This window comes from Providencia sp. PROV189 (genome assembly GCF_028480065.1).
Classification (GTDB): Bacteria; Pseudomonadota; Gammaproteobacteria; order Enterobacterales; family Enterobacteriaceae; genus Providencia; species Providencia stuartii.
In genome coordinates this window covers 35,278-57,568 of sequence record NZ_JAMPOG010000018.1, presented here as the reverse complement: position 1 = coordinate 57,568, position 22,291 = coordinate 35,278, and the positions used below count along the sequence as shown (strand labels likewise).

Genomic DNA, 22,291 nt, shown 5'->3' with positions numbered 1-22,291 from the left:
TACGACATGGGTGGGGTTTTATACAGTATTTTTTGTTATGCCTAATAATTCAGAGGCTGAATTACTACCTGATAACAGTGTTTTGGTACAGCCGTCATACGCCACAGCACCTTCATGAATCACTAGCGTTCTTGGGGCGATTTGTAGAGCATCTTCAATATTATGCGATACCATGACCAGTGTGATATCCCGTGATTGGCAGATCTCATCAAGGAGTAATAGCATCTCATTGCGTAAGGCGGGATCGAGAGCTGAAAAAGGTTCATCCAATAAGAGGATTGGCTGCTGGCGGATCAAACAGCGAGCCAGTGCGGCCCGCTGGCGTTGCCCCCCTGATAATTGGGCGGGTAACCTATCAAGAAACTCATCGAGGCTAACTTGCGTAGCAATTAATTCAACCTGTTGTATTTGTTCTCGGCTTAACCGCAGCCCCGGATGTAACCCTAATCCAATGTTTTGTCTGACCGTTAAATGAGCAAATAGGTTATTTTCCTGAAATAACATCGAAACTGGGCGTTTGGCAGGAGGCGTGAAGGTATGATCAGCCCCTGCTAGCTGAATTGAGCCGCTTTTGGCAAATTGAAAGCCACTAATAAGGCTAAGCAGTGTACTTTTGCCCGCACCGCTAGGCCCCATTACAGCAACGCGCTCGCCTACTTTGATGGAGAAATCAAATTGCATATTCAGGTTATCATATTGATAATCAATGTTATTTAACTTTATCATAATCTTTTCCTGATATACGTTCGAGTAGGCTAAATAAAGTAAAACATAATAAAAGGAGTAACATCGCTGTTACGGCACCGTCATTTGTTCGATAAGCCCCTATTTGCTGATAAAGGTAATAAGGGAGAGTACGAAAATCTTCATTACCGAATAACGCCACGACCCCAAAGTCACCAATAGAAATAACGCAAGCAAAAGCGAGAGCTTGAGCGAGGGGCTTTTTTAACGCTTTTAATTCAATGATCCGCAATCGATTGAAGCCACCAATCGCTAGTGATTGGCAAAGAGGGTTGTAGCGTTCAGCCAGATCCCGCATTGGGTTTTCTAAGACTTTTAATGCATAAGGGATGGCAAGTAGGGCATTAGTCAATATGATTAACGCATAGGGCGATTCAGGAATACCAATCGTTTCATTAAAGAGAATAAAAAAACCAGTCGCAAGTACGATGCCAGGCATGGCTAAAATCACAAGCCCACTTAATTCCATCGCTTGCCCTAATTTTATTGCATGGCGTAAGCGTAATTCGCGGCTACTCCATAACAGCATCATGGTGAGCAAGACACACAATAGGCCAGCACATAACGCGATAAATAGCGATGTGGAAGCGGCTTGCCAAAGCGCGGATTGGTTAAGAACATCCAACAAACGGCCATTAACCCCATCAGCAATAATTGCGAGCAGGGGCGGAAGCAGCAGTAAAATAGCGGCGGTGATCACCAAGGCATCTCGTACTCGGCGAAAAATATTGTCTGCGGGATCATACCAATGATTGTGTTGGCTATGACCAATAGAAAACAAACTGTTTATTTTCTGACTGAGAAACATTAATCCAACACAGAAAAATAACTGGATGAGCGCCAAAATTGCAGCACGCCCCGGATCAAAGTCGTAATTAAGAGCTTGATAAATAGCCAGTTCAATCGTCGTTGCTGCGGGGCCACCACCAAGAGCAAGAACCGTTGCAAAGCTGGCAAAACAGAGCATGAAAATTAACGCTGCGGTAGGTAGCATCTGTCTACGCAAATATGGCCACTCTAAAATACGAAATTGTTGCCACTCATTAAGCCCGAGTTGTGCTGCAATTTGCCGCTGCTCTATTGATATACTTTCGAGCGATTGCAGCAACATACGAGTAGCAAGTGGCATATTAAAGAAAATGTGGGCAAGTAAGATCCCCTTTAGGCCATAAGGGGTGAATTGGTATTCGATACCGACCAACTGAAAGAGTGATGAGAGCCAGCCTGTTTTTCCATAAACAGATAAAATACCAAAAACAGCGACAAGGACGGGTAAAACAAGCGTCATTGCACAGAGGCGTAAAAATAACGTTCTACCGGGGAAGCGGCGTCGATAGAGCGCTCTGGCAAGGAGAATGGCAGGCAGTACAGAGAACAGCGCTGATAAAAAGGCTTGCCAAAAAGTAAAGCCGATCACATGCCATAAGTAGCGGTCGCTAAAAATCTCACTCCATGAAGTTTCAGGCGAAAAAAGCCACAGTGCACCAAAAGCCAATAGTGCAACAGACACTAATAAACCAGAGGCCAAAGCCCCCGGTATAAGTGATAAATTAATTAACGACTGACGGCGGATTGCCATAAACGGACCCATGACTGACGTTCTTTGGCAACTTCTTGTGCACTAAATTGCAGTGATTTTTTAGGCACAGGAAGGACGTTATAAACTTCAGGGAGTGGTGTATCAATGACAGGATACATCCAATTAGTCGTAGGGAGTGTATTTTGGAATTCAGGCGTTAACATAAATTGTAAAAACTGCTTTGCCAGCTCAGGTTGCGAGCTATTTTTCAATCTTGCTGCAACTTCCACTTGCATATAGTGCCCTTCTTCAAATAAGGCAGCCGCATAATTATCTTTATTATCATTGAGTATTTGATAACCCGGCGATGAAGTGTAGCTAAGTACAAAGTCACCTTCTCCCTTGAGGAATAAGCCATAGGACTCACTCCAACCTTTTGTCACTGTTAGGGTTTTATTCGCTATTTTTTGCCACGCATCGGCAGATTTATCGCCATAGAGTTTTTCAATCCACAGCATTAAGCCTAAGCCGGGTGTGCTGGTTCGAGGGTCTTGGTAAATAATTTTCCATGGCTGCTCACTATTGAGTAGCTCATTCATGCTTTTGGGTGGGTTTTTGATTTTATCTGTGTCATAGATAAACGCAAAATAGCCATAGTCATATGGGATAAAAGTTGAATTATTCCACTCAATAGGTAATTTCATTGCGTCAGTATTGATCTCTGCTGGCGCAAATAACCCTGTGTTCTCGGCAGAATCTATCAAGTTATTATCTAGCCCTAACACGATGTCCGCTTTACTTTTTTTCCCTTCCATACGTAAACGATTGAGAAGAGCGACACCATCTCCTAACGAAACGAGCTTAAGTTCACAATGACATTGTTTTTCGAAATTTTTTTTAATTTGTGGCCCAGGTCCCCATTCGGCAGCAAATGAGTCATAGGTGTAAACGGTTAAAGTCGGCTTTTCTGCCCATGCTATATGGGTAATACCGAGAGCAGTAAGTGCAAAGAGTGACTGAAGGAGCGATTTTTTAAACATGTTTTTTCCTGCGTTAGAGAGAAAGCACACAGGATTTGAGAGGGCACCATAACAAATTATGTTGATGGTAGCTCAAATCCCTACGCCGGCATTGCCCGGATCAGGTTCTACGGGTTAATTCTCAGCCTAAATAATGTTTGGCACCCCGTTGAGATAGACGCTATTGTAGTGTCTTTACTCATATCTGCAAACTCTATTGATATAGGTTTACCAGTTAGGGTATGTGTGAAACAATTAGTTATCTTTCAAATTTGGTTATTGAGGTAGTCTGGTGATCGATGATGATGGCTACCGCCCGAATGTAGGAATTGTAATTTGTAATCGGCAAGGGCAGGTTTTATGGGCCCGCCGCTATGGTCAACATTCATGGCAATTTCCTCAGGGAGGAATCAACCCAGGGGAATCGCCAGAACAGGCTATGTACCGTGAATTGTTCGAAGAGGTTGGCCTACAACGTAAAGATGTTAGGTTGTTAGCTTCAACTCGCAATTGGTTGCGTTACAAATTACCCAAGCGTTTGGTGCGTTGGGACACAAAACCTGTTTGTATCGGGCAGAAACAGCGTTGGTTTTTACTACAACTTCAATGCAATGAAGCAGATATAAACGTTCAGCGCAGTAAATCGCCAGAATTTGATGGCTGGCGATGGGTCAGTTATTGGTATCCTGTGAGGCAAGTGGTCTCTTTCAAACGGGAAGTGTATCGCCGTGTTATGAAAGAATTTGCACCTGTTGTCATGTCATTACAGGAACAAAAGCCAGTACAAAGACCTGCATTCACTCATCGTAGGCGTGGAGCGAGATAATATCATGTTGACGCGTCTACGTGAGATTGTTGAAAAAGTTGCCATGGCGACAAGTTTAACCGGAGCGCTAGAAGTTTTGGTCAATGAAACTTGTCATGCCATGCAGACTGACGTTTGTTCAATTTATTTGGCAGACCACTCACGTCAATGCTATTACCTAATGGCAACCCGCGGGTTAAAAAAGCCTAGCGGTGTTGCTATTCGCCTTGGTTTTGATGAGGGAGTCGTTGGTGCGGTTGGACGCCAGTCTGAGATGTTGAATCTTGCAGATATCCGTGAACATCCCGAATTTAAATACCTTCCCCAATTAAAAGAAGAGCGATTGAAAGCCTTTTTAGGTGTCCCTATCGTATATCGTCGTCAATTACTTGGGGTGTTAGTCGTTCAACAACGTGAGCGACGTTTCTTTAGCGAAACCGAAGAATCTTTTATGGTGACGCTATCCATGCAATTAGCCGTAATATTGTCGCAAGCGCAAACCAAAGGGGTGTTTGGTCAATATAGGCAAAGCCGTATTAAAGCCATTTCAGTTTCTCAGGGAATTGTCATGGCATATGGCTGGCAAGATAGCTCACAACCATCATTCGACAGTATTTGTGAGGCGTGTGCCTTAGACCAAAATGCGGAAAAACAGCGTTTAATAACTGCGATAGAAAATGCCGCCTCAGAATGCCGCCGTATCAGCAAACGTTTTATTGCAAACTCCCAAAAAGAGAGTGCTGCGATTTTCGACCTCTACAATCATCTACTCCATGACCCTCAACTAAAAAAACGCTTATTTTCCGCAATCGAACAAGGCTCAATGGCGGAGTGGGCGGTTAAAATCGTTATTGAAGACTATGTTGAGCAGTTTTCACGCTTACGTGATCTCTACCTTCGCGAAAGAGGAGCCGATCTACGCGCGTTAGGACAGCGTTTGCTATTTCATCTGGATGACAGCTTGACTTCAATGGATCAGTGGCCTGAACGTTTTATTTTAGTGGCGGACGAATTGAGCGCGAGTTTGTTAGCTGAAATGCCATTAGAGCAACTTGCAGGCGTTATCGTGCGAGATGGCGCGACACACTCTCATTCGGCTATTTTGATACGGGCAATGGGGATCCCCGCGATAATGGGGGCGGATATTGACCCTTCATTGCTTCACAACCGCTTTTTGATCCTTGATGGTTATCGTGGTGAAATTTTCATAGAGCCTGAAAATATTGTTGCTCAGGAATATAAACAAATTATTGCAGAGGAAGATGTACTGAGTCGGCTCGCTGAAGGTGCACTTGAGCAGGAATCAGAGTTAAAAAATGGCGAGCGCGTACATATCCATCTGAATGCAGGTTTAAGCCCCGTTATGAACAGCAGATCAATGTCGCTGTTGATGGTGTTGGGTTATACCGCACAGAACTCCCTTTTATGCTCCATAATGGCTTCCCGTCAGAGGATGAGCAGAAGCAGTTATACCAAGAGATTTTGCAGTTATTTGCCGATAAGCCTGTGGTATTGAGGACATTAGACATTGGTGCAGATAAGCAATTACCTTATATGCCAATCAATGAAGAAAACCCATGCTTAGGTTGGCGAGGCATTCGCGTGATGCTAGATCAGCCAGAAATTTTCTTAATCCAGCTTAGAGCTATGCTACATGCAAATGTTGCAACACAAAACTTGCGCATATTACTGCCGATGATCACGAGTATCAATGAGGTGGATGAAGCGATCACATTGATTAAGCGGGCAAAAGAAGAAGTAAGTTTAGCAACGGGGCAAACCGTTCCTATGCCGGAAATTGGGGTAATGCTTGAAGTTCCGTCTTTACTGTTTCTTCTTCCTGAGTTAAAAAAACGGATAGATTTTATCTCAATTGGAACGAATGATCTGACGCAATATTTACTTGCAGTTGACCGCAACAATACGCATGTTGCCACCATTTATGACAACCTCCATCCTTCAATGATCCGTTTTTTAGCAAAAGTTCATGAAGAGTGTCAACGGGTTGGGATATCAGTCAGTGTTTGCGGTGAAATGGCGGGGCAACCCCTTGGGGTGATGGCGTTAATTGCATTAGGCTATCGTTCCTTAAGTATGAGTGGAAGAAGCGTACCAAGAGTGAAGTATCTTATTCGAGGGCTGCAGCCTGAAAAAGTTGAGCAGCTAGTGCCTGAGCTTTTAACTGCGGAAACAAGCGACAGTATTAGGCAAATAATAAGTCTATTTATGGAGAAAAATGGGCTTGGTGGCTTTGCTCGAGGCGGGATCTAATCTGCCTTATTCACCTGCGTATGAGCTATGCTATGATGCGCTATGATTTTAGATTAACAAATAAAGTGGGGAACGATGAGTAACAGCTACTTAGCATTTCCGGAAATTGATCCCGTAATGTTCTCAATTGGGCCAGTATCACTACACTGGTATGGTTTTATGTATCTTGTAGGGTTTGTTTTCGCATTGTGGCTTGCTAGTCGCCGTGCAAGCAAACCAAATAGCGGTTGGACAAAAAATGAGGTTGAGAACTTACTCTATATTGGCTTTGTAGGTGTCTTTGTCGGTGGAAGACTCGGCTATGTTTTCTTCTACAACCTTCCTGTATTTTTAGATGACCCCCTTTATTTATTTAAGGTTTGGGATGGCGGTATGTCGTTCCATGGCGGTTTAATTGGTGTTATTTGTGCAATGATGTGGTTTGCGCATCGTACACGCCGTCGTTTTTTGCAAGTTTCAGATTTTGTCGCTCCACTGATCCCATTTGGTCTTGGCATGGGGCGGATAGGTAACTTTATTAATGGTGAGTTGTGGGGGCGTGTAACACTTGATACCCCATGGGCATTTTTATTCCCTAATTCCCGTAGTGAAGATATTCAACTTGCGGCACAAGACCCTTCATTAATCCCTATTCTAGAGCAGTATGGCGTGCTTCCTCGCCACCCATCTCAACTTTATGAGATGTTTTTAGAAGGCGTTGTGTTATTCCTTATCCTTAACTTATTTGTCCGTAAACCTCGCCCAATGGGCAGTGTTTCAGGTTTATTCTTAATTGGTTATGGTGCATTCCGCATTATCGTTGAGTTCTTTAGGCAGCCTGATGCTCAGCTAGGCTTATTCAGTGGGATCAGTATGGGCCAAATTTTATCAATACCGATGATTATTATTGGTGTGTTGATGATCATTTGGGCATATAAGTATGGTAAAAATGTTCCCGCACATAAGCCTGATAATAAAGAGCAGCAGCCAAGTAAATAAATCAATATAGGGTTGTCATACTCCAAGTAGTTAGGTTGTCGGCTAAGTTTCCTCACATTTAGCCACAACCTGAATGGTTGATTTATTTGCCGCCAAGCGGTACTTCGCGTTAGTTAAAATCTATTAATATTATAAGGTTACAGTTATCGGCAATTTTGTAGCCTATTGAGTAAGAGAGTGATTATGAAGCAGTATCTTGAGTTATGTCAGCGCATCATTGATGAAGGCCAGTGGGTTGAAAATAAACGTACAGGGGTACGTTGTTTAACAGTGATTAATGCTGATCTGGAATATGATGTTGCGAATAACCAGTTTCCATTAATCACGACCCGAAAAAGCTTTTATAAGGCAGCTATTGCCGAGCTATTAGGCTACCTACGTGGCTATGATAGCGCAGCTCAGTTTCGTGAAATTGGCTGTAATACATGGAATGCTAATGCCAATGAAAACCAAGCATGGCTAAATAACCCCCATCGAAAAGGTGAAGATGATATGGGACGTGTATACGGTGTCCAAGGTCGCTCTTGGCAACGTCCTGATGGTTCACACCTTGATCAGCTTAAAAAGGTAGTTAATAACCTAAAAAATGGTATTGATGACCGCGCTGAAATCATTACTTTTTATAACCCCGGTGAATTTGAAATGGGGTGTCTGCGTCCTTGCATGCACACCCATACATTTTCATTATTAGGTGATACCCTCCATTTGACCTCTTATCAACGTAGTTGTGATGTACCACTAGGTTTAAACTTTAACCAAGTGCAGTGCTTTGTATTATTGGCATTAATGGCACGAATTACGGGTCATAAAGCAGGTAAGGCGTACCATAAAATTGTGAATGCGCATATTTATGAAAACCAATTGCCATTGATGCGTGATGTACAGTTGAAGCGTGAACCTTTCCCTTTGCCTTCATTATCGATAAACCCTCAAATTAAAACGTTGGAAGATATTGAAACTTGGGTTAGCACTGATGACTTCACCCTAGAGGGGTATCAGTGCCACGAAGCTATCAAGTATCCATTTACGGTATAACGCAACCTAGAGATACGTTGATAAACCAAGGCGTATGGTCATTTTGAACCGCGCCTTGGTTTTTTTTACCTTTTCCGAATTCAGTTTGTTACCTCTTTTTTTCGCCCTCATCATTTTTTGCGAAGCGCTTCCTAAAATAACGAAACAGCTATTATGAATTTCATAATAGTTTGCGAAAGGCTATGTAGAGTGAACTAATCACGCTGTTTTTATTTGCCATCCTCGACAATATTAAGTGCACATTTTGCGAAGATAATGGCGGCGATATATGGAAATTCGAATAGTGAAAGGAGAGAAAGGCTTCACGCTCATTGAGCTTTTAGTGGTGTTATTTATTTGTTCTTTAGCTTTGTTGCCCGCGTTATATAACTGGCAGCAACAACAGCAAAAGTTACGCTTAATTGATGCTGCACGGCAGGTTACCGTATTTATTTACCGTCATTTGATGGAGAGTGTTTATTTAAATCGACATCGCATTTTATCGATAGCACTCTCTCAAGGAGAATGGACGTTAAGCATCAAAGAGGCCGGAACTAGAAAATCCATTGCAGCATTAGCATCGACCCAATTTGAAGGCATTGAAATTAAAACGGCTTCTCGTTTATCTGTTGATTTTTATGGGAAGCAAGGGACTAGCCACTCTTTTCGTCTTGAATTGAAAAATGATTTTGGGCAGATCACGGTATTCATGTCAGCGATGGGGCGGATCAGGGTGTGTAGCAATGATAAACTGACTGGAATTCCGCGTTGTTGAGTTTCTCTTATGAAAATCAATGAACAACACGGTTTTTCCTTAGTTGAAACATTGATAGCAATGGCTATCAGTAGCTTAGTTTGTCTTGCTGCCATTGCTGTTCTCCCGAATTTGTTTAAACAGACTCACCAATCTTATATTCAGTATCAGGTAGATAGGGAGGTTAGGCAGGTGCTTATTAATATGGAAAAGGATTTTAGGCGTATTGGCTATTGTAGTAGTTTCTCTTGCCAAGGAGAGCCTATCAAGATCGGTGCTAAATTTTTAGGTCGTCACCCTAATTCCTGCATTATTTTCGCTTACGACCAAAATTTATCAGGTACATGGAGACCTGTCAGAGGCAGAAATAAGGAGTCTGATTTTTTTGGTTACCGGCTCAATGATAGAAAATTAGAGTCAAACCGTAATGTGATGGATTGTGATGGCAATCGGTGGTTATCCTTGTTTGACCCCTTAATGATTAAAGTGAATTCAATGAGATTTACTTGGGATCAATCACAATCAATACTTGAAATGAGCCTTGATATTGAAAGCCCTCATTTGCCTCACAAAGTGCTGCATTATCGTACCGCTGTTTTGCTGAGAAACTTACGATGAGGCGAGTTAGGGAGCAAAGAGGAAACATTGCGTTAGTCATGGTCATTGTGTTGATGACTATGGGGTTATTATTATTAAAAACCTTACATTTTTATCAAGATAATGCCCGTGATGAGTTTTTTCGTGAAAAAAACTATATCGAAGCTTTTAACCAAGCAGAATCAGCGCTAGCGTGGGGGTTAAAGCAATCTTGGCGGTTAACGACGTACAGAGGGGCAAATTGGCAATGCCAACGACCACCAACTCAAACGTGGGTGAGCTGTATTAAACATTATAAGAGTGGGCAGTTTGTTTTATCGGGCAAAGGTCTATATAAAGGGCGGCACTATGTGACGGTTTATCGTTGGGTCGCGCCTATCTCTAAAACTCAAAAAGTCAGGCCACGTATAAAAGGTTGGTTGGATTATTGCCCTGTTAATCAAAAAGGATTTTGTTCATGAGGTCGCCCACCAGTCAACAGGAAGGTTTCGCATTAATAGAATCAATGATCGCCCTCGTTGTTTTTGCTATTTTGTTAATTGCTCTGTTAAACTACAGCCAATATATTACCTTGAATTTCAATTGGATATTTCATAATTCAATAGCATTAAGAGAGTTACAGAGCAATTTGGAACGCACAACGGTGGGTGTGGTGCCCATCCTTGAAAATTCAGGGGGTATGTACCCCGATTGGCAGCTAAGCTCACAGACATTCACCGTATTAGATGGTTGTCGTGATATCAAAGTAACCCTATCAACGACTAGGCAAGCACTTTCTCTAAACCGCTGGTTTTGTAGAACAGGAGATAACAATGTTTCAGGTTTATCATTCTAATCAGTTAGAGCTGTTAAAGAAACTGATAGCTCACTTAATGGAGAATGAGCCTCTTTCTCACCCGTTCGAACAAGAGATAATCTTGGTACAAAGCCCCGGTATGTCTCAATGGTTACAGATAGAATTAGCAAAACGCTTCGGAATAGCAGCGAATATTTATTATCCATTACCGGCAACCTTTATTTGGGATATGTTTCGACGGGTATTACCGGATATACCAAAAGAGAGCGCTTACACTAAGCAGGCGATGACATGGAAGTTGATGAAAATCTTACCTGAAGTGATCGATGAAGATGAATTTGAGCCACTACGCCATTACCTTCATAATGACTTAGATAAACGTAAGCTACATCAACTTGCTGGGCGTGTCGCGGATCTATTTGACCAATATTTAGTATATCGGCCTCAGTGGATTGAAAAATGGCAACAAAATGAGCTTATTGATGGTTTAGGAACCAATCAGCTATGGCAGAAACGGTTATGGCTACGGTTAGTTGCTTATACTGACTCACTTGGGCAATCCCCATGGCACCGAGCGAATCTTTATCAGAGCTTTATCGATAAATTGTCCACCACTCAGGGCGTACGAGATGCTCTACCAAAACGCATTTTTATTTGCGGTATCTCTTCATTACCACCTGTTTACCTGCAAGCATTGAATGCCATTGCAGAACACACAGATATCCATTTAATGTTTACTAACCCTTGCCGCTACTATTGGGGGGATATCCATAGCCACGCTTTTCTCGCAAAACTTCAAAAAAGAAAACTGCATCATTATATTGATAAGCATGAAATATCACGTTTTAAAATAGATGAGCATGCTCAAGGGTTATTTAATGCAGAGGGAGAGCAAGAGTTAGCGAACCCACTGCTGGCATCATGGGGAAAATTGGGGAGAGATAACCTCTATTTTATTTCACAAATCGATGGTGCAAATGAAATTTCAGCATTTGTGGATACCGATCGTAGTTGTTTACTAGAGCATTTGCAGCAAGATATTTTAGATCTCGAAAACCATGCTCAGCTAGGAACCACATTAACGGATTACAATACAAGTCAAAATAAGCGGGTATTAACCTTATCTGATCAATCCGTCACATTTCATTCTTGCCACAGTGCTCAAAGGGAAGTGGAAGTTTTACAAGACAAATTATTGGCGCTGTTTGAACAAGACCCTTCATTGACCCCGAGGGATATCATTGTGATGGTTTCGGATATTGATAGTTATACTCCATTTATCCAAGCCGTCTTTGGTAATACCGCGTCTAAGCGATATATCCCGTTTTCTATTTCAGATAGAAAAGCCTTACAAGCACACCCAATCTTACAGGCATTTATACTGTTACTCGACCTGCCTCAAAGCCGTTTTTCAACGGAGCAAGTACTCACATTACTTGAGGTCTCTGCTTTTGCTGCACGCTTTGATATTGATGAAAGGGAATTAGGCTTGTTACGCAGGTGGGTTAATGAGTCAGGTATCCGCTGGGGATTGGATGATGATAACGTTCGCGCTTTATCGCTTCCAGTGATAGGGCAAAATACCTGGGAGTTTGGTTTAAGTCGCATGCTGTTAGGTTATGCGATGGACAGTCGATATGGCCCTTGGCATGATGTTCTACCGTATGATGAGAGTAGTGGTTTAGCTGCTCAATTAGCAGGTAAACTCGCTTTATTAGTGAATACACTAAAAGAATGGCGAACCTTACTAGACGTTGAAAGAACTCTTGATGAGTGGAAAGAGGTTTGCCAGCAGCTAATTGATAGCTTCTTTCACGTTGACGGAGATGCTGAGTTAGTACTTACTCTTGTTACAGAGCAGTGGCATAAAATTATCCAAAATGCGCAGGGCTCTGGCTATGATGAACAGGTGCCTTTACGCTTAATTCGGGATGAATTGGCAGTCTGTTTCGATGAAGAGAAGATCAGCCAACGCTTTTTAGCGGGAGCTATCAATTTTTGTACACTAATGCCTATGCGTTCAGTGCCCTTTAAGGTGGTCTGCTTGCTAGGCATGAATGATGGTATCTATCCTCGAACAATTCCGCCATTAGGGTTCGATTTAATGGCAGAAAAACCAGCTAGAGGGGATAGGAAGCGTAGGGATGATGACCGTTATCTGTTTTTGGAAGCATTGAATTCAGCTGCACAACAGCTCTATATCAGTTATATCGGCTTATCTATCCAGGATAATCAGGTGTGTAACCCATCGGTATTGGTTACCGAGTTGTTAGATTATATTTGCCAGAGTTTCTGTCTGGAAGGCGATGAAGCCCTTAATATTGATGACAGCGCGATAAAATTAAAAGAGCATTTGGTGTTCCAACACAATAGAGTGCCATTTGCGAAAGAAAACTTTATAGCTAATTCACCCTATCAAAGCTTTGCGAGTGAGTGGTTACCAGCGGCCAAAACAACTTTTCAAGGGAACAAATCATTTATCTCTACCTTGGATGAACGAGAGCCAGTGACCGATATTTCGATTGAACAACTGTTACGCTTCTATCGGCACCCAATTAGGGCTTTTTTCCAGCAGCGCTTAAAAATTCATTTTACGATTGAAGAAACAGAGCTACCAGAAGATGAACCTTTTATTCTGGATAGGTTACAGCGCTATAAAGTGAATGAGCGACTTTTAGCCTTACTCATTAAAGATGAGAATCCGGCACCTTTATATCAGGCATTAAGGGCGGCGGGGCAGCTACCTGCAAAACAATTTGGTCAGCTTTTTTGGGAGCAGCAAGTTAAGGATATTGCGCCACTTGCGGAGAAGATTAAAGAGCAGAATGCACAACTATTTGATCACGTTATTGATATTCAAATTAATGGCATCAAAATTAATGGGGTATTAAAGAATATTCATGAAAAAGGGGTGTTGCGCTATCGGCCTGCCTATTTAACCGCAAATGATGGCGTTCAGCTGTGGGTTGAACACTTATTATTTAATTTTGCTATCGCTGAAGGTGAGAGTATCGCGTTTGGTAGAGAGAATAGCATTTGGCACTTTTCTAGTGTAAAACAAGACGATGCGAAAAAATACTTAGAGCAATTAATCACAGGTTACTGTGATGGGCTAAATTCACCACTATTATTGTTAAATCAAAGCGGTTGGAACTGGTTGTCCGCTTGCTTTGATAAAAAGAGCAAACAGTATGACTTTGTTTCTGAGGAGATTCAGCAAAAAGCACTGTCCGCATTAATGCAAAGTCTTCAAGGTTCTTCAATGAAAAGAGGTGAAATGGAAGACGATTATGTTTTACGAGTTTGTAGAAACATCGATCAGAACTTAATTCAGGCGCTGTTGGAAAATACTCAGCGTTACCTTCTGCCAATGGCAGAACATTTAAAATAAAAAGGGGAGCATTAAAGGATGCTACGTTTATCCAAAAGTATCGCTCAATTTTTCTTGTTGTTGGCCTTAGTGGCTTGGGGGGGAGCGGTAGCCGCACAACCCCTTTGGCAAGTTTTACCTGAGACTATCAATAAGAGTGAAAATGACCCAAGAACTTATCAAGCCATCAAGTTAAATAATGGCATGGTTGTTCTATTGGTGTCCGATCCTAAAGCGACAAAGTCATTAGCGGCGGTATCCATTCCTGTTGGAAGTCTAGAAAATCCAGATAGTCAATTGGGGTTAGCGCACTATTTAGAACACATGGTGTTGATGGGATCTAAAAAATATCCAGAACCAAGCAGTTTGTCTGAGTTTTTGCAAAAACACGGTGGTAGTCATAATGCAAGTACTGCCGCTCATCGTACTGCTTATTATTTGGAAGTTGAAAATAGTGCACTTCAACAAGCAACCGATCGATTGGCTGATGCATTGGCAGATCCATTGCTCGACCCAACTAATGCAGACAGAGAGCGTAATGCGGTCAATGCTGAACTGACGATGGCGCGCTCCCGTGATGGCATGCGGTTATGGCAGGTTCGTTCGGAAACGTTAAATCCTCAGCATCCGAACTCACGTTTTTCCGGTGGGAACTTAGAGACGCTACAAGATAAACCGAACAGTAAATTACAAGCAGAGCTGGTGGGTTTTTATAAGCAATACTACTCTGCAAATTTGATGAATGGTGTGCTTTATGGCGACCAGTCTATAGAGTCATTGGCAAAAATAGCAGCAGAAACCTTTGGACGCATCCCAGATCGTCAAGTCACTGCACCATCGACAGATGTGCCAGCCGTTACAGATAACGAAAAGGGGATCATCATTCACTATGTTCCCGCTCAGCCACAAAAAGCAATTCAGCTTGAGTTTAGCATAAAAAACAATATGGCTGACTTTCGTAGTAAAAGTGATGAGTATATTGGTTACCTAATTGGGAATCGCAGCCCAGGTACGCTTGCTGATTGGTTAATATCTCAAGGGCTTGCCGAAGGGATCAGTGCGTCATCAACACCAAATGCAGATCGCAATGATGGTGTTTTCTCAATTTATATTACGTTAACCGATAAAGGGTTAGCAGAGCGCGATCAGATTATTGCGGCTGTTTTCTCTTATATCGATTTACTGAAAAAAGACGGTATTAATAAAAATTATTTTGAAGAAATTGCCAATGTACTGAATCTCTCTTTTCGTTATGGCTCCATTGTCAGAGATATGAATTACATTGAGTGGTTATCAGACCAAATGATCAATGTACCAGTGAAGCATGTACTGGACTCAGATTATATTGCTGACAAGTATGATCCTGCTGCCATTAAGGCTCGTCTATCTGAATTAACGGCAAAAGATGCGAGGATTTGGTTTATTAGCCCGGATGAGCCTCATAACAAAAAAGCTTACTTTGTGAATGCACCTTATCAGGTTGATAAAATTACAGAAAAGCAGTTAGCACAATGGGATAAATTGGAATCTAAAATGAAATTTAGATTGCCTGAATTAAACCCATACATTCCTGATAACTTGTCATTAATTAAGGTTGATAAGACATATAAGCACCCAGAGCTTATCTATCAAACAGATAACACTCGAGTGCTCTATATGCCTAGCCAATATTTCGCGGACGAACCGAAGGCAACAATTAATTTATCTCTTAGAACGAAAGAGGGGATACAGGATGCTAAATCGCAAGTGACAGGCGCGTTACTGCAATATATCGCTTCTTTAAAAATGGATGAATTGCAATACCAAGCATCCGTTGCTGGGATGTCTGTTTCTGTTTCCCAAGGACTTGGCTTACAGTTTAATGCGAGTGGTTATACACAGCATTTACCTGAGTTGTTTTTATCAATGACCAAGCTTTATGTCAGCTTTGAACCTACCGAAAGGGAACTGGCTCAGGCGAAATCTTGGTATCAGGAGCAAATTAAAGTTGCTAATAATGCCAAAGCTTATGAATTAGCGATGCAACCACTGCGTCGTATCGATACCGTACCTTATTTTGAGCAAGAAGAACGGTTATCAGTGCTTGATAGCATTTCGCTAAAAGATATTACAGATTATCGTAGCAAAGTTGTGGATAGTGCAGCGCTACAGGCGATGGTTATTGGTAATTTAACCGATAAACAAAGCGTGAAAGTGATCCAAGATGCCCAAAAGTTACTTAAGAGCAAAGGAACAAATTGGTGGCGTGGTGATATCGTCGTTGTTGATAAACCATATTTAGCGGATTTCCATCACCAAGCTCAAAGTACAGATAACGCTTTGGCAGAGATATTTATCCCTGAAGGTTATAGCCGTATTGAAGGGGCGGTATTGTCTGGCCTTCTGTCTAATATCATTCAGCCTTGGTTTTACGATCAACTAAGAACAAATGAGCAACTTGGGTATGCGGTTTTTGCTTTCAAAGTTGGGTTAGGTGACCAGTGGGGAATTGGTTTCTTATTGCAAAGTAACGCAAAAACACCGGACTACTTGAACTCTCGTTACCAAGAGTTTTATCAAGTTGCGCTCGATAAGCTGAACAAACTACCAGCCCAAGAGTTTGAACAGTATAAACAATCGATTATTACTGAAATGAAACAACCTCCACAAACTTTCTATGAAGAGGTTGGACGTTATTCTTCAGACTTTAACCGCAATATTTTTACGTTCGATACCCGAGAGAAAGTACTCGCGTTATTTGAGAAAGTGACTCAGCAGCAAGTGATTGAGTACTACCAAAAAGCGGTGATGAAACGTCAAGGGTTAGCGTTGGCATCTCAAGTTATTGGTCAAGATGTCAATGAAAAAACAGGATATGCACCACTAAAAGGCTGGGTGTTCTATCCGAATGCGTCAGAATTTCAAAAAATCTTGCCAGTTAAGGAAGATGCGAAGTGAGTAAAATGCAGATAAGTTCCCAATTGTTAGATGCTTTTTCGTTACCATTACAAGGCCAACGGTTAATTGAAGCCTCTGCGGGTACAGGCAAAACCTATACGATAGGGATACTCTATCTGCGTTTACTATTAGGGTTAGGGGGGGAGAATGCTTTCCCCCGACCTCTTACAGTTGAAGAAATTCTCGTAGTGACATTTACAGAAGCCGCAACTAATGAATTACGAGGGCGTATACGTGAGCGAATTCATAAAATGCGCCTTGCTTGTATCCGTGATGGGGTCGGTTTCGAAAAAGAGCCGGAATATTTAGAGCTACTCTCGCAAATTCCAACACCAGAGCAACGTGAGTTTGCCATAAATTGGTTACTTACCGCTGAGCGTCAAATGGATGAAGCTGCGATTTATACCATTCATGGCTTTTGTCAGAGAATGTTAGTTCACAATGCTTTTGAATCAGGCGTTTTATTTGAACAGACGATGATCCAAGATGAACTTCCGATTCAAAAGCAAGCTTGTGCTGATTTTTGGCGGCGTCATTTCTATCCACTCGATTATTCAATGGCAAAAGTTGTTTTGTCACAATGGAATAGTCCGGAAGCACTACTGGCGGATATTAAGCCTTTTTTACAAGGTGATATGCCATACATAGTTAATGAAACGCCAAATAAAGAAACCTTTGAAGAGCGTCACCAGCGTTTAATCGAACTCATTACTCAAGTGAAGTCTTTATGGCTAGCAGGGTGCTCTGAGATTGAAAAACGGATTGTTAGCTCGGATGTTGATAAACGTAGTTATAGCTCGCGCTTTTTACCGAGCTGGTTAGATAAAATGGCACGCTGGGCAGAGGAAGAGACACAAGATTACCAACTGCCAAAAGAAATTATTCGGTTTTCGCAAGCTGCCTTACATGATAAATCGAAAAGTGGCTCAGGCCCTGAGCACGAGGTATTCGCGCTCATTGATGAACTTCTTTCGCAATCCCTAACTATTAAAGATCTGATTATTCCCGTTGCCATAACAGAAGTTAGGCAAAACATTGCCCGAGAAAAACACAGTAGAGGCGAAATGGGGTTTGATGATTTGCTCACTCGCTTAGATAACGCATTAAAAAAGCAGGGCGGAGATTACTTAGCTAAAGCCATTAGCCAGCGTTTCCCTGTTGCGATGATTGATGAGTTTCAGGATACCGACCCTCAACAATATCGTATTTTTCAGCGGATTTATCATGAGGTTGAAAATAGTGCATTGTTATTTATTGGTGACCCTAAACAAGCTATTTATGCGTTTCGCGGCGCTGATATTTTTACTTACATTGCAGCGAAAAAGCAGGTTAGTGCTCACTATACACTAGAAACTAACCATCGCTCCTCCGAGCAAATGGTTGAAGCTGTTAACCGTATTTTTAGCCATTGCGAAAAACCTTTTATTTTTGAGCAGATCCCATTTAACCCTGTCAACTTTGCAGCCAAAAATGCGGGCAAGATATTAAAGCATCATGGTCAAGCAGTAAAAGCGCTAACATTTTGGCAAATTGATGCAGAAGCGGTTTCTATTGCTGATTATGAGCAAACAATGGCATCACAATGCGCCGCACAGATCAGTCAATGGTTACAAGGGGGAGCTGAGGGAACAAGCTTATTTCAGCATAGTGATGGAAAACAACATCCGGTTTCTGCGGCTGATATTACAGTCTTGGTGAGAAGCCGACGTGAAGCAACACTGATCCGTGATGCACTCAATCAGTTGGGTATCCCATCTGTCTTCCTATCGAATAGAGAAAGTGTTTTTGCGACCCAAGAAGCGCGTGACCTTTTATGGATCTTACAAGCGGTACTGTCGCCAGAAAAAGAGCGTATTTTACGTAGTGCACTAGCAACGGGAACTTTAGGGCTAAACGCCAAAGAGATTGATGCGCTAAATTACGATGAAAAGGCATGGGAAGCGCTGGTGGATGAGTTTTCTCAATACGCGCTAATTTGGCGTAAGCGCGGGGTTCTGCCGATGCTTCGGGTTCTGATGGCGGAGCGCCATATTGCAGAATCATTGCTTTCTGCCGTGGAAGGTGAACGTCGTTTAATGGATTTGATGCATATTGGTGAACTGCTTCAAGAGATGTCTCTTCAATTAGAAGGTGAGCACACATTAGTGCGTTGGTTAACACAGCAAATTGCTCATCCTGATCATCAATCGAACGCACAGCAAATGCGTTTAGAAAGTGATAAACACCTAGTTCAAATCAGTACCATCCACAAATCAAAAGGCCTTGAATACAAGATTGTTTGGCTGCCATTTGCGAGTAATTTTTTACCACAATCAAAGGCGCTGTACCATGACAGGGAGAATTACGGCACTCATTTAGACTTAGATGATAGTGAAGAGAACGTTGCGCTTGCGGATGAAGAGCGTTTGGCGGAAGACTTACGGCTACTCTATGTTGCCTTAACACGTGCAATCTATCATTGTAGTGTTGGTATTGCGCCAATAATTAAAGGTAACCGCAAGAAAAGTGGTGAAACCGACCTACACTTATCTGCTTTGGGGTATTTAATTCAAAAGGGAGAAGCAGGGGATTTTAGCTTACTCAATAAAGGATTAGCAGAGCTCGCCGGTACTGCGATTAGTGTGGAGCGCATTGAGTATACAGAATCTATCTCAATGTCTTTTGATCAAGATGATAATGAGTCATTGTCAGCTAGGGATATTACTCGCTTCTTTGACTACTATTGGAGAGTAACCAGTTATTCAGGGTTGAGCTATAGCAGTGGTCATAGTGGCAGTGGTAATGAGCAAGCGATAAGTGCTGAGCAGCTTGCGACCTCACTGGCACCTAAAATAGATGTGGAAGCTAGCTTAGATGCTACTTTACCAGAAATCGATGAATTTACGTTGACACCACATCTGTTTCCCCGCGGAACTGCACCGGGAACTTTTCTTCATGAACTTATGGAAGAAATGGACTTTTCACAAGAGATCCCCCTTGAATGGTTAGTTGAGAAATTGCAAGGAGCAGGGTTTGATACCAAATGGGCTGACATGTTACAGGCATGGCTGGCGGCTATAGTGGATGCGCCACTGGCAGATGATGGTTTATGCTTGTCTGCATTAGCGCCTCAAGATATGTTAGATGAACTACAGTTTTATCTTCCTATTGATAACTTGCTTCAAGCTGAAGATGTTGATCGCATTACTCATCGATATGATCCGCTATCTGCGGCTTGCCCTCCGCTTAATTTTGAAAAAGTACAAGGTATTTTAAAAGGGTTTATCGATTTAACGTTTTTATGGAAAGGGAAATTTTATCTCCTTGATTATAAATCAAATTACCTCGGTGATGATGCGGCTAGCTATACGCAATCTGCGATGGCTGAAGCGATGATTGACCACCGTTATGATCTTCAATATCAATTATATTCATTAGCGCTGCATCGTTACCTTAAACAGCGGTTACCTAACTATCAGTATGATGTTCATTTTGGTGGCGTCTATTACCTCTTTCTTCGTGGCATTGATCGGGCAGAGTCAAAAAATGGTATTTTTTATTATCGACCAGAAAAGGCATTTATCGACGAACTGGACCAACTATTTCGTAACGCACAAGAGGGAAGTGAGCCATGATGAAAGCGCTGTTTAATAAAGCGCTCGAAGCGCGATTATTCACTCCCCTTGATATCCAGTTTGCTTATAACATTACACAAGAGCAAAACCCAACATTATTACTGCTTACCGCATTATTGAGTGCTGAGACGATGGCAGGGCATGTCTGCTTGTCATTATCTGATTTCAGTCAGGAAAAACTGTTTGCAGGGCGCCATCCTGAACTTGCAGACGAATTTTGGCACGCAATAGGTACACCTGATCCAGAAACCATTTATCACCTAGTTAAAAATGCCCCTTTTGTCTGCCTAGCGGGGGAAAGTGAATTATCCCCCTTGGTGTTATCGGGGGAGTTTTTATATTTTCAGCGGCTATGGCAATATGAGCAAAGTGTTTCAGACTACTTTTCACACACCGGACTACCTCAATATGATGCTCAGCGCATTAAAGGAATATTAGACGCTCTTTTCCCGCAAAGTGATGAAATTGACTGGCAAAAAATAGCTGCCGCAGTGGCTGTCACTAGCCGAGTTTCCGTGATTTCAGGGGGGCCTGGCACGGGGAAAACAACCACAGTTGCTCGAATTTTAGCGGCATTGGTTAAATTGGCTGTAGAGAATAAACAACGTATTCAAATTGAATTAGCAGCGCCGACAGGTAAAGCTGCGGCACGTTTAACAGAGTCGTTGGGGGCAGCACTCGATGGCTTGTCATTGACCGATGAAGAGCGACATATGTTGCCTAATCAGGCAAAAACACTGCATAGGCTATTAGGGGCACAACCTGAAAGCCAGCAATTCCGCTATCACCGTGATAATTTATTAACACTGGATATTTTGATTGTTGACGAGGCTTCCATGGTGGATTTACCCATGATGGGTAAATTAATCGAAGCCTTGCCAGTAAATGCCAAATTGATCTTTTTAGGGGATAAAGATCAATTAGCATCCGTCGAAGCGGGGGCTGTACTTGGAGATATTTGCCAATTTGCGGATCAAGGATATAGCCCTCAACGTGCCCAAGAATTGGCTCAACTGACAGGATACGCACTCGATCACTTTACATCAAATACAGGCCCTTTGATCAGAGATAGCCTCTGCCTACTGCGTAAAAGTTACCGTTTTTCGGCTTCTTCGGGTATCGGGCAGCTTGCTTTTGCGGTTAATGATGGAGATACCAAGCGTGCTGAAAAGTTATTAAACAGCACATTAAATGACGTGCATACTTATTTACAAGAAAGTGAGGATGATTATGCACAGATGTTGATAGCGGCATCTAATTTCTATCGAGATTATCTTCTATCAGTAAAAGCTAGACAGGATCCGGCTGAGATTTTATTTAAATTTAATCAATTTCGTTTGTTGACAGCTTTGAGAGATGGCCCCTATGGTGTAACAGGGATAAACGAAAAATTAGAAAAACTGCTTCATCGGCAGGGGCTTATTCATCGGCCATTAAACCAAATAAATAAACATTATGCAGGTAGGCCAATTATGATCAGCCGAAATGATAGTCCATTAGGGCTATTTAATGGCGATATAGGGATAATCCTGCCTGATGAAGAAGGGGCACTTAGAGCTTATTTTCAGTATCCCGATGGCTCAATTAAGGGGATCCAACCTAATCGGTTGCCTTTACATGAAACAGCATATGCAATGACTGTACATAAATCACAAGGTTCAGAGTTTGCTCATACCGCCTTAGTACTACCGAAGGTATATTCACCAGTCGTCACTCGAGAGCTTGTGTATACTGCAATAACTCGCGCCAAAAAAGAACTTTCTTTGTATTGCACGATTAAGATTTTACGCCGTGCCATTGAGACACCGACGAAACGACGTAGTGGCTTAGCAATACAGCTCATGAATGTAAAATAAACGTAGTAGCCTTGGCT

The 22,291-nt window shown here is 42.1% G+C and carries 14 protein-coding genes, 1 pseudogene and 1 riboswitch; of the genes and pseudogenes, 12 read left to right on the top strand and 3 right to left on the bottom strand.

The window, feature by feature from the left end:
• Window positions 1–18: 18 nt before the first annotated feature.
• The 3 genes from thiQ to thiB are packed head-to-tail and all read right to left on the bottom strand — an operon-like array spanning window position 19 to window position 3,303.
• A complete protein-coding gene (gene thiQ / locus PR833_RS12110) occupies window positions 19–726 on the bottom strand; it encodes a thiamine ABC transporter ATP-binding protein ThiQ (protein ID WP_004924979.1) in 708 nt (235 codons plus the stop codon).
• Window positions 710–2,323 (bottom strand): thiamine/thiamine pyrophosphate ABC transporter permease ThiP, encoded by a 1,614-nt coding sequence (thiP, locus tag PR833_RS12105; protein WP_004924976.1) that lies wholly within the window; start codon window positions 2,321–2,323, stop codon window positions 710–712. Before thiP ends, thiQ begins: the two co-directional genes overlap by 17 nt.
• The gene (thiB, locus tag PR833_RS12100) at window positions 2,299–3,303 is read right to left on the bottom strand and encodes a thiamine ABC transporter substrate binding subunit (RefSeq protein ID WP_088498656.1); all 1,005 of its coding nucleotides are present in this window, start codon (window positions 3,301–3,303) and stop codon (window positions 2,299–2,301) included. The genes thiP and thiB overlap by 25 nt, the downstream gene beginning before the upstream one ends.
• A gap of 59 nt (window positions 3,304–3,362) precedes the next feature.
• A riboswitch (TPP riboswitch) is annotated at window positions 3,363–3,461 on the bottom strand.
• Window positions 3,462–3,574: 113 nt separating this feature from the next.
• Between thiB and rppH the strand changes: the two genes are divergently transcribed.
• From rppH to recD, 12 genes and pseudogenes are all read left to right on the top strand, one after another.
• Entirely contained in the window at window positions 3,575–4,108 is a 534-nt protein-coding gene (gene rppH, locus PR833_RS12095) for an RNA pyrophosphohydrolase (protein ID WP_004924973.1), read from the top strand.
• Between the two features lie 4 nt (window positions 4,109–4,112).
• Window positions 4,113–6,358: pseudogene (ptsP, locus tag PR833_RS12090) on the top strand (phosphoenolpyruvate--protein phosphotransferase).
• Window positions 6,359–6,433: 75 nt separating this feature from the next.
• Window positions 6,434–7,336 (top strand): prolipoprotein diacylglyceryl transferase, encoded by a 903-nt coding sequence (gene lgt, locus PR833_RS12085; protein WP_004924969.1) that lies wholly within the window; start codon window positions 6,434–6,436, stop codon window positions 7,334–7,336.
• 183 nt (window positions 7,337–7,519) lie between these two features.
• On the top strand, window positions 7,520–8,371 hold the full coding sequence (locus PR833_RS12080; RefSeq protein WP_004924967.1) for a thymidylate synthase: 852 nt from the start codon (window positions 7,520–7,522) through the stop codon (window positions 8,369–8,371).
• A 268-nt stretch (window positions 8,372–8,639) separates the two neighbouring features.
• On the top strand, window positions 8,640–9,125 hold the full coding sequence (locus tag PR833_RS12075) for a prepilin-type N-terminal cleavage/methylation domain-containing protein (protein WP_121874941.1): 486 nt from the start codon (window positions 8,640–8,642) through the stop codon (window positions 9,123–9,125).
• Window positions 9,126–9,134: 9 nt separating this feature from the next.
• Complete coding sequence (locus PR833_RS12070) at window positions 9,135–9,722, top strand: prepilin peptidase-dependent protein (RefSeq protein ID WP_004924958.1); 588 nt, start codon at window positions 9,135–9,137, stop codon at window positions 9,720–9,722.
• Window positions 9,719–10,162 carry a YgdB family protein gene (locus PR833_RS12065; RefSeq protein WP_060561235.1) on the top strand — a complete coding sequence of 148 codons (444 nt, stop codon included), beginning with the start codon at window positions 9,719–9,721 and terminating at the stop codon, window positions 10,160–10,162. Before PR833_RS12070 ends, PR833_RS12065 begins: the two co-directional genes overlap by 4 nt.
• Window positions 10,159–10,536, top strand: a complete 378-nt coding sequence (locus PR833_RS12060) for a prepilin-type N-terminal cleavage/methylation domain-containing protein (RefSeq protein WP_072502836.1) — start codon at window positions 10,159–10,161, stop codon at window positions 10,534–10,536. The genes PR833_RS12065 and PR833_RS12060 overlap by 4 nt, the downstream gene beginning before the upstream one ends.
• A complete protein-coding gene (recC, locus tag PR833_RS12055) occupies window positions 10,514–13,888 on the top strand; it encodes an exodeoxyribonuclease V subunit gamma (protein WP_272526173.1) in 3,375 nt (1,124 codons plus the stop codon). The genes PR833_RS12060 and recC overlap by 23 nt, the downstream gene beginning before the upstream one ends.
• 18 nt (window positions 13,889–13,906) lie before the next feature.
• A complete protein-coding gene (ptrA, locus tag PR833_RS12050; protein WP_272526172.1) occupies window positions 13,907–16,804 on the top strand; it encodes a pitrilysin in 2,898 nt (965 codons plus the stop codon).
• 5 nt (window positions 16,805–16,809) lie between these two features.
• On the top strand, window positions 16,810–20,418 hold the full coding sequence (recB, locus tag PR833_RS12045; RefSeq protein WP_272526171.1) for an exodeoxyribonuclease V subunit beta: 3,609 nt from the start codon (window positions 16,810–16,812) through the stop codon (window positions 20,416–20,418).
• Window positions 20,418–22,274 (top strand): exodeoxyribonuclease V subunit alpha, encoded by a 1,857-nt coding sequence (gene recD, locus PR833_RS12040; RefSeq protein WP_180977811.1) that lies wholly within the window; start codon window positions 20,418–20,420, stop codon window positions 22,272–22,274. The genes recB and recD overlap by 1 nt, the downstream gene beginning before the upstream one ends.
• Window positions 22,275–22,291 lie beyond the last annotated feature (17 nt).

Coding starts and splice junctions, on each gene's coding strand:
- thiQ (WP_004924979.1), bottom strand. CDS start 726: ATGATAAAGTTAAATAACATTGATTATCAATATGATAACCTGAATATG.
- thiP (WP_004924976.1), bottom strand. CDS start 2,323: ATGGCAATCCGCCGTCAGTCGTTAATTAATTTATCACTTATACCGGGG.
- thiB (WP_088498656.1), bottom strand. CDS start 3,303: ATGTTTAAAAAATCGCTCCTTCAGTCACTCTTTGCACTTACTGCTCTC.
- lgt (WP_004924969.1), top strand. CDS start 6,434: ATGAGTAACAGCTACTTAGCATTTCCGGAAATTGATCCCGTAATGTTC.
- PR833_RS12080 (WP_004924967.1), top strand. CDS start 7,520: ATGAAGCAGTATCTTGAGTTATGTCAGCGCATCATTGATGAAGGCCAG.
- PR833_RS12075 (WP_121874941.1), top strand. CDS start 8,640: ATGGAAATTCGAATAGTGAAAGGAGAGAAAGGCTTCACGCTCATTGAG.
- PR833_RS12070 (WP_004924958.1), top strand. CDS start 9,135: ATGAAAATCAATGAACAACACGGTTTTTCCTTAGTTGAAACATTGATA.
- PR833_RS12065 (WP_060561235.1), top strand. CDS start 9,719: ATGAGGCGAGTTAGGGAGCAAAGAGGAAACATTGCGTTAGTCATGGTC.
- PR833_RS12060 (WP_072502836.1), top strand. CDS start 10,159: ATGAGGTCGCCCACCAGTCAACAGGAAGGTTTCGCATTAATAGAATCA.
- recC (WP_272526173.1), top strand. CDS start 10,514: ATGTTTCAGGTTTATCATTCTAATCAGTTAGAGCTGTTAAAGAAACTG.
- ptrA (WP_272526172.1), top strand. CDS start 13,907: ATGCTACGTTTATCCAAAAGTATCGCTCAATTTTTCTTGTTGTTGGCC.
- recB (WP_272526171.1), top strand. CDS start 16,810: ATGCAGATAAGTTCCCAATTGTTAGATGCTTTTTCGTTACCATTACAA.
- recD (WP_180977811.1), top strand. CDS start 20,418: ATGAAAGCGCTGTTTAATAAAGCGCTCGAAGCGCGATTATTCACTCCC.